The organism is Thalassoroseus pseudoceratinae, from assembly GCF_011634775.1.
In the GTDB taxonomy this organism is placed as follows: Bacteria; Planctomycetota; Planctomycetia; order Planctomycetales; family Planctomycetaceae; genus Thalassoroseus; species Thalassoroseus pseudoceratinae.
The window spans coordinates 293,616-306,134 of sequence record NZ_JAALXT010000006.1; the positions used below are offsets into that span (position 1 = coordinate 293,616).

Consider the following 12,519-nt stretch of genomic DNA (forward strand, 5'->3'; position numbering starts at 1 on the left):
ACCGAAGACAACTGACAACGGACCACTCACAACCAACAACCCAGGAGCCTTTCCGTGGCCAAACAACTTTTATTTGACGACCGCGCACGGCTGAAACTGCTGCGTGGCATCGATACCCTGGCCGACGCGGTTGCCTCGACGATGGGCCCAACCGGTCGGAACGTGATTATCGACAAATCCTTCGGCAACCCCGTTGTCACCAAAGACGGCGTGACCGTTTCGAAGGAAGTCGAACTCGAAGACCCTTATGAAAACATGGGGGCCAAGCTCGTTAACGAAGTCGCTCAGAAAACCAGCGATGTCGCCGGTGACGGAACGACCACCGCCACCGTCCTCGCTCGGGCGATCTTCGAAGAAGGCTTGCGAAGCTTGACGCTCGGTGCCAACCCGACCGTCGTGCGGCGTGGCATCGACAAAGCCGTTGCCGCGGCTGTCGAGAAGCTCGAAAGCATGGCACGTCACATCGACTCCACCGCTCAAGTCGCACAAGTTGCCGCAATTTCCGCGAACAACGACGGCGAAGTTGGTGGGCTCATCGCTGAAGCTATCGAGAAAGTCGGTCGTGACGGCGTGATCACCGTTGAAGAAGGCAAAGGCAACGAGACGACTCTCGACCTCGCCGACGGCATGCAGTTCGATAAAGGCTTCCTTTCGCCTTACTTCGTCAGCGATGCCGAAAACATGAGCTGTGAATTGGAAGACTGCTACATTCTGATTCACGAAAAGAAGATCAGCAACTTGCGTGAGTTCGTGCCGATCCTCGAGCAAGTCGCTCAAACCGGCAAACCGTTGTTGGTCATCGCCGAAGACCTCGAAGGCGAAGCCTTGACGGCGTTGGTCGTCAACAAACTTCGCGGCGTGTTCAACGTCTGTGCGGTGAAAGCTCCTGGTTTCGGTGAACGTCGTAAAGCCATGCTCGGCGACATCGCCACCCTGACCGGTGGCACGATGCTCAGCGAAGACTTGGGCATCAAGCTCGAAAACGTCAAGTTGGAGCACCTCGGTCAAGCTAAGAAGGTCGAAGTCACCAAAGACAACACGACCATCATTGAAGGTGCTGGCGATCAGGACAAAGTCCAATCCCGCATTGATCAAATCCGCAAGCACATCGCCGGAACTGACAGCGAGTACGATCGCGAAAAGTTCCAAGAACGCTTGGCGAAGCTGACCGGTGGCGTGGCGATCATTTCCGTCGGTGCTGCCACCGAAGCGGAAATGAAGCAAACCAAAGCCCGCATGGAAGACGCCCTGCACGCGACGCGAGCTGCCGTCGAAGAAGGTATTCTTCCCGGTGGTGGCACCGCTCTTCTCCGCTGCATCGAAGCGGTTAAGGGTGTCAAAGGTCGTGGCGACGAGAAGATCGGTATCCAGATCATCTCCCGCGCTTTGGAAGCTCCGATTCGTCAGATCGTCAGCAACAGCGGACGGGACGGTTCGGTGATCGCCGACGAAGTCAAGGAAATGGACACCAACACCGGCTTCGATGCGAACAGCGGCGAATACGTCGACATGTTCGAAGCAGGTATTATCGACCCCACCAAGGTCGTCAAAAATGCTCTGTCCAATGCGGCGAGCATCGCTGGTTTGATGCTGACGACCCAAGTCTGCGTCACCCGCACGGACGATCCCGATGGCGGCGAAAAAGCCAAAGTCGAAGGCGCAATCCGGTAATCCGTAAGGAGACACCGGTTTATAATAAGCCCCGGTTTCGTCCGCGAAGCCGGGGTTTCTTTTGGTCGAATTCCAAAGCCGTGGGCATCCCCCAGCTGACTGCGACCACGAGAAATTTTGAGGGTTCGCGTCATTGGCTGGAGTCAGTTTTGCCGGGATTCTGGCGTTTCCTCGGGTTGGGGAACCGCCTACACTTCGGGCACGCAGCGCGAATGAATTTTGAGGATAGACGGAAGTGACAAGCTCCATGCCAGCTCAACGATGTTATTACGAAGTGTTGTCCGTCACGAAGACCGCTTCGAATGACGAGATCAAACGTTCGTACAAGAAGCTTGCGGTCAAGTACCATCCCGACCGAAACAAAGGCGACGAAGCCGCCGCCGAGAAATTTAAGGAAGTGGCCGAAGCGTACGAAGTTCTCAGCGATCCGGAGAAGCGCGGTCGCTACGATCGCTTCGGACACGAAGGCGTCAAGGGAGCCGCCAGCGCGGGAGCCGGTTTCGGTGGTTTCGACGACGCTATGGATCTTTTCAGCCAACTCTTTGGCGGACAGATGGGCGGCGGAAGACGGCGTCGCGGAAGTGGCGGCGGACAACGCGGCAACAGTCTGCGTACGGTCGTGGAAATCGATCTGTTCGAAGCCGCAACGGGTTGCCAACGCGATCTGGAATTCACTCGCAAAGAAACCTGTCAAACCTGTAGCGGTAGTGGAGCCAAACCTGGCACAACTCCGGAAACTTGTGACTACTGCAACGGGCAAGGCCAGGTCGTGCAGCGTGCGGGAGCGGGGTTCTTCGGCTTTCAAATGGCGACCGAATGCCCGGCCTGTCACGGTAGCGGAAAAGTGGTTCGCGATAAATGTTCCGACTGTCGTGGCGACGGTCGGCAAGACAAACAGATTCAACAGACGCTCGAAATTCCCCCCGGTGTCGATAACGGCAATCGAATTTCACTCCGAGGCGAAGGTGACGCCGGTCCGAACGGCGGACCACGGGGCGATTTGCTTGTCGATGTCCGCGTGAAAGAACATCCGTTGTTCCAGCGCGAAGGCGATCACCTTACGTGTCGCGTGCCGATTCACTATTCGCAAGCAGTTCTCGGTGCGAACATCGACATTCCCGTCCTCGAAAGCGGCGGAAAACATTCGCTCGAAATTCCCGCCGGCACACAACCCGGTGAAGTGATTCGACTCCGCGGACAAGGCATGCCGGATGTGCATAGCGGCAGTCGGGGCGATCTGTTCGTGCAAATCCAATTGGAAGTGCCCAAGTCGGTCGATGGCCGTCATGAGGAACTCATTCGCGAACTCGCCGAGATCGAGAACACCAACGTCACCCCGCATCGCAAAAGCTTCTTTGAAAAAGTCCGCGAGTTCTTCTCGCCCGACGATGACGAGTAGCCCGCGAGGTCCCATTTGTCGTGAGTCGGTCAGGCGATCCCTGACGAATTCCGGGTCCGAAACGGATTGCATCAAATCCCTCCTGACCGACGAACCCAAATTTCACCATTTCATATTTGCAGTCAATAGCCATGAGTGAACCTGAACGCCAAAACGAACCGGAACCCACACCGGACGACGTGGAAGAAGTCTTCGAAGAACAACCGCCGACCGCCGAGGAGGAGCACGCGAATTCCGACGAGCCGGCCATCAACGCCGAGCAACTCGAAGCGTTGCGAACCGAACGCGATTCCAATCGTGACAAATGGTTGCGGGCGGAGGCGGAACTCGACAACTACCGCAAACGCTCGCAACGAGACGCTGACGAGATTCGCAAGTATCAGTCCATCGGCTTGGTGCGGGACTTACTTTCCGGACTGGACAACCTCCGGCGAGCCGAGGAAGCAGCGGCGAAGTCAAAGAACGTCGACGAACTGCTCAAAGGCATTTCGATGGTCTCGGTGCAGTTCGAGAACACGCTCAAATCGCATGGCATCGAGCGGATCGAAGCGGAAGGTCAGCAATTTGACCCGAACCTTCATGAAGCGGTCACGCAGATTCCATCCGAGCATCCGCCGATGACCGTCATCACGGATTACGAACCCGGCTACAAACTTCACGACCGCGTCATCCGCCCGAGTAAAGTTGTGGTCTCCAGTGGACCGGCGGATGGTAGTTAGGCCGTCGCCTGACGAATTCATTCTGTTTGAAACCGCCAATCTCAGGTTTAGCCTGACCTACTTCCTACCCCGTAAACTCAAGGGTTTCTTGAATGCCCACGTACGATTATCGCTGTGAAGCCTGCCAACACGAATGGGAGTTGTTTCAATCCATCACGGCCACCCCGGAAAAGAAATGCCCGGCGTGTAACAAGAAGAAAGCCCGCCGTGTGATCGGTCCGGGAGCCGGGATTCTGTTCAAAGGCTCGGGCTTCTACGAAACCGATTACCGCAGCGATAGCTACAAGAAAGCCGCCGCCGCCGACAAGAAATCGCAAAGCGAAGCCAGCAGTAAGAGCGAATCCAAATCGGACTCCGGCTCAAAAACCAGCAAGTCTTCGGATTAATTTCTCGTCGACCGATCACCGATCATCGGGTGCATCTTCAGTGACTCGGAAGATTTCGCATTTGTGGAAGACGCCCATTCGGAACCTTCCACGCGGAAACCTATCCTTAACGCCCCCGATGGTTGGATTTCATCATCGCCCGAACAAGTTCTTCAAGCCTTTGCCAAGTTCGTCTTGAAGTTTCTTCTCGGGAGATTCGCCGCCAAAAATCTGATCACGAACTTGTTCCTCGACCGCTCCACCGACTGCCGACTCTGCAAGTCGACGCGCCAGGTCTTGCATCACACGAGCATCGACAGTGGGTCGACTGAGCGTGCCACCAATCGGTAGTCCGATGACCTGCCCCTTCAGCGGGGCGAGCCATTTGTTTTTCTGAATCCAATCGTCCTGCACCGGGATTTCGGCGACGATGGCGAGCGAATCGTCCAGGAGCCCGACTCGCCCACTGGTTCGGATCGGCACATCGTCGATGGCCATCGTCAAACCGCGATGCGTCACAAAGCCTTCGGAGACGCGGAATTCAATGTTCTGCTTGGGCAGCGTGAGCAATGCTTTCTCCGGGTCGACAATTTGCCCGCCCGCACCACGATTGATGAGTGACTTCACCTGCTGCGCGACCTTGAACATCTCCGCCGCCACCGGACCGGGCCGCACACGCGCCTGCTCAATTGCCAAGACGCCAGCGGTGTTCATCCGCATGGGGTCGGCAAGCGGAACCTGACCGCCAGCCAGCCGCAACGAAAATTGCCCGTCCGCACGTGTGGAGTCCGCCAACATCGGAGCCACATACTTCAACCATTGCCCGCACATTTCTTGCGAAAGCACGACATTGTTGAGACCACTTCCGTTGTCGATTGTGGCAACCAACGGGTCGCGAAGCGGAAGCGTCGTGCCCAACGATGCCTGTCCCGTAGCCCCAACCGCGGAAACAATCGATTGATTGAGCGGACCAAGCCGCAAGGCACCGTTGGCAAGATTCGCGGTCAATTCCGATGCCCCACCTTGAAGTCCGTAGGCACTCACTCCATCCCAACCGATCGAAATGCGAGCGAGCAAATCCTTCGCCACATAGCCCTGCTCACCCGTGGGTGTGAATGCCGGTCCCCGGATGGCGAAGTCACGTGTTTGGCGTCCGGTGAATCGCACATCGTTGCCGATCCACGGTCGTAACCGTTCGCTGGCTGAATTCATGTCGCACGCGAATTGTCCTCTCAGATCGACAAGACACACCGTTGACGGTTGTTTGACCTCACCGACACAATTCAATTCAATCGGTCCGCCCAGCAACGTGAGTCGCTCGAAGACCGCATGATCACGGGCGGAGTCGTAAGTTCCTTTGCCTTGGCACGAAACCCGATTGTCAGCGAACAGTGGCGTCCGCGGATCTTGCGGATCGGTCACGACGGGATCTTCGATTTGCAAATCCCAATCGGCTTGCGTTCGCGACTCCGAAACGGCCAACTGAATCTTTCCGACAGCCGTGCCTTGGGTTTGATATGTCGGCGGCGTGTTGGGGTCTCGTAACCAGGACAACACGGTCGGCAAATCGCCACGGAAGTTGATGTTCCCGGCGATTGTCGTCGGTGCATTCGGTGCGAATCGGCCATCCAATCCGTCCACGCGAAGACTCAACGCGGGACTGGTCCAAACCAATTCGGAAGCCACTGCACGAGCCAACACAGATTGCCACTCGGCTTCCCCTCGGATGCGGACTTGTCGCTCGTTGAAGTTGATGCCCTCGGCACGAATCCAAAGCGGTGTGAAGTCGGCGATCAAATTTTTCGCCGCGACCCGAACCGGAGAGTATTCGACATCGACCGCGATCGCGGTTTGTCCTTGAATGGTCCAACCTTCGAGATCGACGATCGGTTTCAATCGAGTCGCCCATCGCCCGAGATCACCTTTCATTTCCGCCCGCAGCATCGCGGTGCCGGTGGTGAGGGGCCATTCGCACGCGGCGGTTTGGCGAATGTTGAGGTCATCGTCACCAGAGCGAACTTCAAAAGTCGCATTCTTGATCGACTGCGATTCGCCGACGGATAGATAATCTCCGGATGCAGTGATCGTCAGTTGGTCTTCGGTCCATGTTGGTTGACCGGGAATCGCCAGCGAGAAACCGTTGGCAATTGCCGCAGCGGCTGCTTGCCATTCGCCGGGATTGAGTTGCCGACACGTCAACCGCGATCGCACTTGCCCCGCCAACCGCATGTCTCCCAGATCGATAAATCGACCGGCTTCTTGTGTGAGACGATTCAAGTCGCATTCGGCTTCCAAGGTGGCATCGTCAATGTGCCCCTCGCCACGGAGTTTGAGGAAATCGGATTCGCAAAGAATTTCGTCGATTTGCGGACCGGTGTCCGTCATCCTCGCTTTGGCGTCGATCGCGAGCGGATGTTCCCAGACGATCTCCTGGCCATCGGCGTTGGCAACTAATCGCGAAGTCCCGAAACTGGCATTCCAAACGCGAACGCCGTCGCGGTCCTCCGGCTGAAGCGACGCGGACAACGTGCCCTCCGTAATTTCCAAACCCTCACGAAGCCGAACCGTTTGCGGCAGCATTTTCGCGAGCCGAGCCAAATCCACAATCGCCGACGCCGTGAGATCCGACTCGTTGAACGATTGCGTCAATTGATCGAGATTGGAAGACTCACCAGCACGATTGAGATCCACACCGCCTTGCACGTCGATTTTCGCCGCATCGGAATTCAACGTGAACTTCGCAATTTTCAGTTGTCCCGCATTCAATTCCAGGTCGGTTTCGGTGGCGAAGAACTCGGCTCGCAATTGCTCCTCGCCAAACCATGCAGGGTTACCGATCGCGAGTTGCGTGGCGTTGAGTCGACCATTGGTTTTAAGTTGCAACTCCCCGTCAGCTTCCTGCCAATCGAGCTTCAGATCACTCACCAACACACCACCAAGTTGCAACTCGGCAAGAAACCGCCGCAGAGGTTTGGTCAGCGTGCCAAGTCGCAAATCTTGAGTCTTCAACGCCAGATCGCCTTGCCCGATGCCCAAAGTTTCGTCTTCGATTGGCAGTGTCCACGAAAGTTCGGTGTCGAACTGACCGGCGGTGCCAGGGCTGTCGGGTGAGCCGATTTTCGAGGCGACTTTTGCGACGAGCGGTGCCGTTAGTTCGTAGGGTTGCACGAACTCGACAGCCAACTCCGACAGCCAAACCGACTCGGCCGTCTCACCGTCCACGACGGAAACCGTGCCTTCGTTGACAACGACATCAAACGACATCGGTGCGTCGCTACTTTCGGCGGCGATCATTTTGGCCAATGTGTCTTCGAGGTTGCTGCCGTCCTCGTGGAGTCGAACATCGATGTGCGGTCGAGTCAGCGTCCACCGCCCCAATCGCGACGCATCCAACGCGAGTTCCCAGAGTTTCTTGCTACTCTCGACCTGTGGCACGGTCAGCAGTGGTTCATCTTCGGTGTCGTATCCGGTCACGTCGTACAGGACAACCGGCGCAAACCAACTGAGGGATGCTCCCCCGGTTTCGATGTTCCCGGAGTAGTCCGCGAAGATCGTGGGAAGAATGTGTTGTCGGAGTTCCGTCTTCGCCACGATCATCGGTGCGACGAACACGAACGCCACCAGCAGCACGCTGGAAACGAACACGAACCGCACAAATTTTCGGAAACGAGACGGTCGAGGCGTATCGGTATCCGTACCGGGAACGCCAGCATTCGAGGGAACCGCAACCACGGCATCACCCGCTGATTTGAGAGACGAAGAAGTGAGATTGAGAAATCGCGAGATCGGATTTCGGTTGTCTGTATCTGCGGAGGACACGAAGAAGCTTCGTGCTTCGTCGTCACCACGAAACAGAACCCGAACCGATCAAGTTTCAGTTTTTAACAGAGAGGATAGAACGGCCTGAGTGCAGCCGTTCGCGCGGGATGATACTCAGGAATGGAAAAGTGAACAAGACCGAAACCGTTTCATCCGAACGGATGAAATGCCAGACTAAATGTGTCCGCGACGGCTTGGTTGGTCACCTGGCGATCGTGCATGTTCACCGCGGCCGCGATGCCCGGCGTTTGTGTGGCGGCGGTTTCCAGACCGTCGTTGGCGATGCGGAGCACGTACGGAAACGTCACGTTGCACAACGCGTACGTGCTGGTCCGACCGACGGCACCGGGCATGTTCGTCACGCAGTAATGAACGATGCTGTCGACAATGTAGGTCGGCTCGGCGTGTGTGGTTGGTCGCGTGGTTTCAATGCATCCGCCCTGATCGACGGCCACATCAATGATCACCGCACCGGGTTTCATCAGTTTCAAATCCGCTTTGGAAACCAACTTCGGTGCCCGTGCGCCAGGAATGAGGACGGCTCCGATGACGAGGTCGGCCAACTGAAGTTGTTCGCGGATGTTGTGACGATCAGAAAACAACGTGTTCACGTTCGCGGGCATGATGTCTTCGAGATACCGTAGCCGATCGACGTTGATATCGAGAATCGCCACATCCGCCTGAAACCCGGCGGCAATCTGAGCGGCGTTCTTGCCGACGACTCCGCCGCCGAGAATCACAATATGGGCCGGCGGCACACCGGGCACACCGCCGAGCAAAATTCCGCGGCCTTCCTGCGGACGCTCCAAGAACTTGGCTCCTTCTTGGATACTCATTCGCCCGGCGACTTCGCTCATCGGCGTGAGCAACGGCAAATCACCGCTCGGTCCCCGCAGAGTTTCGTAGGCGATGGCCGTGACACCGGTGTCCAAAACGCTGCGAGTCAGGACTTCATCCGCAGCGAAATGGAAATACGTGAACAGCATTTGATCAGCCCGCAACATTGGCCATTCCGACGGCTGCGGCTCTTTGACTTTCACTACGAGTTCCGCATTGGCGAACACCTCTTCGGCGGTCTCGACGATTTCCGCACCGTTTTCCACGTACAATTGGTCCGCAATGCCGCTCCCCAGACCGGCTCCCTTTTGAACCAACACACGATGCCCGGCCGCCGTCAGTTCTTCCACACCGACCGGCAACAATGCCACACGGTACTCGTCTTGTTTGATCTCGCTGGGGACACCGACGATCATGGTGATGAACTTTCGAAGAAAAAATGGTCCGATTCCACGTCTGAAACGTAGAGTAATTCTAGAGCCCGTTTCGATGATGTGTACCGCTGAAGAACGGGAATCCATCAGCCGAAACACAGCCAATCGTCAGGCGGTCTCGAACATCATTCGTCGGAACGGTTGGTATTGCAACATCCTTCTCAAATCACCATATCAACGCCAATCAATCCGCAAGGGCTACTGGGAAATCAGACATGAGCAAAGAATACACCATTCGCCGCAAGGTCTTCACACTCTTCGGCGCGAAGTTTCACATCTACAATTCCGCCGGTGACCTGATTGGTTTCAGCAAGCAGAAGGCGTTCAAACTCAAGGAAGACATTCGGATTTACACCGACGAAACCATGAGCGACGAACGCTTGCTGATTTCCGCCCGTAGCGTGATCGACTTCTCAGCGGCCTACGATGTGATCGACAGCCGGACGAATGAAACCGTGGGCACGTTGCAGCGGAAAGGGTTTAGTTCGATGTTCCGCGACAGTTGGGAAGTCATGGATGAAGACGGACATCCCGCGGGGAAGATTCAGGAAGACAGCGCGTTCTATGCGTTTATCCGGCGGTTCGGCATGAACTTCCTACCGCAAGCCTTTCACATGGACGATATCGACGGTCACGAAGTTGCACATTTCCGCACGCACTTCAATCCGTTCATCCACAAGATGACGGTCAGCGTTCATGACGATGCTTCGGTGCCGCCCATGTTGGTATTGGCTGCGGGGATCTTAATGGTCGCAATCGAGGGACGCCAACAGTAGCCGCGTCCCTCGAAACCGATGTCGTTCAACCGGTGGTGATTTTCTCGTACGCTTCACCTTCGTTGAGGGTGGGGCGTTCGGGTCGGCCTTTGTAATGGTAGACGACTTCCATGTGATGCAGACCCAGCAAGTGCAGAATCGTCGCATGGAGATCGTGCACGTGCAGACGATCTTCGATCGCATGAAGACCAAGTTCGTCGGTCGCTCCGATGGTCTGACCGCCTTTCACACCACCACCGGCCATCCACATCGTGAATCCGGTGGTATTGTGATCGCGACCGTTGCCCTTCTCGCTCATCGGTGTGCGGCCGAATTCGCCGCCCCAGATCACAAGCGTGTCATCGAGCATGCCGCGTTGTTTGAGATCGGTCAGGAGTGCGGCAACGGGTTTGTCGCTCTCGGCACAGCGGTCGGCGTGGTTCCGTTCGATGTTGGAGTGGGCGTCCCACTTACTACCGGAACCGTGATAAAGTTGCACGAATCGCACGCCGCGTTCGACCAATCGTCGAGCAAGCAGACAGTTCCGACCGAAAGCAGCGGTTTTCTTTTCGTTCAAGCCGTAAAGGTCCTGGGTCTCTTTGGTTTCCGCAGTCAAGTCGATGGCCGACGGAGCCGTCGCTTGCATCCGGAACGCTAATTCATACGCGGCGATTCGGGCATCCAATTCGGTTTGGAATCCCCGTGGTTGGGCGTGCTGACTGTTGAGTTGGTTCAGAAAGTCCAACTTCGACGTCTGACGCCGATCCGAAACGCCCTTCGGAGCCGATAGGTTCGGAATCGGGCTGCCCGACGGCGAAAGATGGGTGCCCTGATAAACCGCCGGCATGAAACCGGTGCCCCAGTTTCGCGGACCGTTCGTTGGTTTGGTCGCGGAATCGGTCATCACCACAAATGCCGGTAGTGATTGGTTCTCCGTACCAAGACCATAACTGACCCACGCACCGAGACTCGGTCGCCCGGCGACCGGCGTGCCGGTATTCATCTGGCAAACACCGCCCGAGTGGTTGATGCCATCGGTCCAACACGAACGAATCACGGCAATGTCGTCGACACACTTCGCGGTCTCGGGCAGCCAATCCGAGACCCAAGTGCCGGATTCCCCGTGCTGCTTCCATTTCCGTTTGGAACCGAGCAACGGGGCGTTGTACTCGCCCATCGGTGTGATGACCTCACCGAAACTGTCCGGCAGTTGTTGACCGGCCAACTCGTTGAGTTTCGGCTTCGGATCAAACGTGTCCATCTGGCTGGGACCGCCCTCCATGAACAGAAAGATCACGTTCTTTGCGGTCGGCTGAAAGTGCGTCTGCTTTGGAGCGTATGGCGAAGTGCTCGCGGAGGCTTGTTCCGATTGCAGCAGATGAGCCAGGGCAATCGAACCAAAACCCGTACCGCCCTTGAGCAGGAATTCACGGCGAGAGGAGTAACGCGGAATATGAGGCATGGCAGTAGGATCCCATTGTTCGACATCGACGTATCTAGACAATCTTAAACGATCCCGAGACGTTTGTCGCGGTAGAAATCTGCATCGGCGTTAGATCAGGAGGCAAATTGATGAATCATGACCACTGGAAAACTTTCGACGTCAACGCTCTGCAAACGCGAATTGACGCCGGTTGGCAGCCGAAGTACCTGTTCTTCTGGGGACACACCCCGAACGGTGATCAACCGGTCGGAAAATGGTGTTTCAGCCAATGGTGGGAAGTACCGTTCATCGTTGACGAGGAAACCTACCAAACCGCCGAACACTACATGATGGCGGAAAAGGCCCGTTTGTTCGATGACGAACCGGCTCGAGAAGCCATCATCGCATCTTCACACCCCGGCGAAGCAAAGAAGTTGGGTCGTGCCGTTCATGGGTTTGATGAAGCCGTCTGGAAACAAAAACGCTTTGAAATCGTTGTAGCAGGTAATTTGGCCAAGTTCAGCCAACACCAAGACTTACGAGATTTCTTGTTGGGAACCGGTGCCCGAGTATTGGTCGAGGCAAGTCCGCGAGATCGGATTTGGGGCATCGGCATGGGTGAACGCAACCCGAGTGCCACAAATCCCAGCGAATGGCGAGGGTTGAATCTCTTGGGATTCGCACTAATGTGCGTACGTCAGCGATTACGAGACGTCGGCGACTGAATCACTTCGGGATTTCGATGCGGCAACAACCGAGATCGATAAAATCGTTCGATTTGGCATTCTCGGCGAGTTCGAGTGTGCCTTCGCTCAACCGGTAGACCGCGAATCGGCCGTTCTTCGTTCGCTCGACGATACTCGCGTTGCGGAGCACTCCCAAATGATGTGAAACGGTGACGATCTCCGTCTCGATCGCCTCACAAATTTCACTGACGGTCATCGGGCCCGCACGCAGACAGTCCACAATCCGTAGCCGCAACGGTTCTCCCAATGCTTTCAGCTTTTGGGCGCATGTGGTGGATTGCAGCCGATCTTCCGTCATGAAATCGCCCGGCTTGAAGAAGGGGGGAGTGTGTTGAACTCCGGCGATCATAC

10 protein-coding genes are annotated in these 12,519 nt (G+C 56.3%); 6 read left to right on the forward strand and 4 right to left on the reverse strand.

Annotated features, from left to right (window positions below; all coding sequences use genetic code 11):
* Positions 1–54 precede the first annotated feature (54 nt).
* The 4 genes from groL to G6R38_RS21740 all read left to right on the forward strand — a co-directional run bounded on the left by groL (position 55) and on the right by G6R38_RS21740 (position 4,175).
* On the forward strand, positions 55–1,671 hold the full coding sequence (gene groL / locus G6R38_RS21725) for a chaperonin GroEL (RefSeq protein WP_166830878.1): 1,617 nt from the start codon (positions 55–57) through the stop codon (positions 1,669–1,671).
* 247 nt (positions 1,672–1,918) lie between these two features.
* On the forward strand, positions 1,919–3,070 hold the full coding sequence (dnaJ, locus tag G6R38_RS21730) for a molecular chaperone DnaJ (protein ID WP_166830879.1): 1,152 nt from the start codon (positions 1,919–1,921) through the stop codon (positions 3,068–3,070).
* A gap of 131 nt (positions 3,071–3,201) precedes the next feature.
* Complete coding sequence (gene grpE, locus G6R38_RS21735; protein ID WP_166830880.1) at positions 3,202–3,789, forward strand: nucleotide exchange factor GrpE; 588 nt, start codon at positions 3,202–3,204, stop codon at positions 3,787–3,789.
* A 92-nt stretch (positions 3,790–3,881) separates the two neighbouring features.
* Positions 3,882–4,175 (forward strand): FmdB family zinc ribbon protein, encoded by a 294-nt coding sequence (locus tag G6R38_RS21740; RefSeq protein WP_166830881.1) that lies wholly within the window; start codon positions 3,882–3,884, stop codon positions 4,173–4,175.
* A gap of 132 nt (positions 4,176–4,307) precedes the next feature.
* Here G6R38_RS21740 and G6R38_RS21745 read toward each other — a convergent pair whose 3' ends face one another.
* Complete coding sequence (locus tag G6R38_RS21745) at positions 4,308–7,973, reverse strand: AsmA-like C-terminal region-containing protein (protein ID WP_166830882.1); 3,666 nt, start codon at positions 7,971–7,973, stop codon at positions 4,308–4,310.
* 149 nt (positions 7,974–8,122) lie between these two features.
* Complete coding sequence (gene ald / locus G6R38_RS21750; RefSeq protein WP_166830883.1) at positions 8,123–9,226, reverse strand: alanine dehydrogenase; 1,104 nt, start codon at positions 9,224–9,226, stop codon at positions 8,123–8,125.
* Positions 9,227–9,459: 233 nt separating this feature from the next.
* Here ald and G6R38_RS21755 point away from each other — a divergent pair, with 233 nt between their 5' ends.
* Positions 9,460–10,020 (forward strand): hypothetical protein, encoded by a 561-nt coding sequence (locus tag G6R38_RS21755; protein ID WP_166830884.1) that lies wholly within the window; start codon positions 9,460–9,462, stop codon positions 10,018–10,020.
* A 25-nt stretch (positions 10,021–10,045) separates the two neighbouring features.
* Here the strand turns inward: G6R38_RS21755 and G6R38_RS21760 are convergent, their stop codons facing one another.
* Entirely contained in the window at positions 10,046–11,461 is a 1,416-nt protein-coding gene (locus G6R38_RS21760; RefSeq protein ID WP_166830885.1) for a DUF1501 domain-containing protein, read from the reverse strand.
* A gap of 110 nt (positions 11,462–11,571) precedes the next feature.
* On the opposite strand from G6R38_RS21760, the gene G6R38_RS21765 reads away from it, so the two are divergent.
* Positions 11,572–12,147, forward strand: coding sequence for an NADAR family protein (locus G6R38_RS21765; RefSeq protein WP_166830886.1), 576 nt, complete (start codon positions 11,572–11,574; stop codon positions 12,145–12,147).
* A 1-nt stretch (position 12,148) separates the two neighbouring features.
* Here G6R38_RS21765 and G6R38_RS21770 read toward each other — a convergent pair whose 3' ends face one another.
* On the reverse strand, positions 12,149–12,517 hold the full coding sequence (locus tag G6R38_RS21770; RefSeq protein WP_240928329.1) for an ArsR/SmtB family transcription factor: 369 nt from the start codon (positions 12,515–12,517) through the stop codon (positions 12,149–12,151).
* Positions 12,518–12,519: the final 2 nt, after the last annotated feature.

Coding starts and splice junctions, on each gene's coding strand:
- dnaJ (WP_166830879.1), top strand. CDS start 1,919: ATGCCAGCTCAACGATGTTATTACGAAGTGTTGTCCGTCACGAAGACC.
- grpE (WP_166830880.1), top strand. CDS start 3,202: ATGAGTGAACCTGAACGCCAAAACGAACCGGAACCCACACCGGACGAC.
- G6R38_RS21740 (WP_166830881.1), top strand. CDS start 3,882: ATGCCCACGTACGATTATCGCTGTGAAGCCTGCCAACACGAATGGGAG.
- ald (WP_166830883.1), bottom strand. CDS start 9,226: ATGATCGTCGGTGTCCCCAGCGAGATCAAACAAGACGAGTACCGTGTG.
- G6R38_RS21755 (WP_166830884.1), top strand. CDS start 9,460: ATGAGCAAAGAATACACCATTCGCCGCAAGGTCTTCACACTCTTCGGC.
- G6R38_RS21760 (WP_166830885.1), bottom strand. CDS start 11,461: ATGCCTCATATTCCGCGTTACTCCTCTCGCCGTGAATTCCTGCTCAAG.
- G6R38_RS21765 (WP_166830886.1), top strand. CDS start 11,572: ATGAATCATGACCACTGGAAAACTTTCGACGTCAACGCTCTGCAAACG.
- G6R38_RS21770 (WP_240928329.1), bottom strand. CDS start 12,517: ATGATCGCCGGAGTTCAACACACTCCCCCCTTCTTCAAGCCGGGCGAT.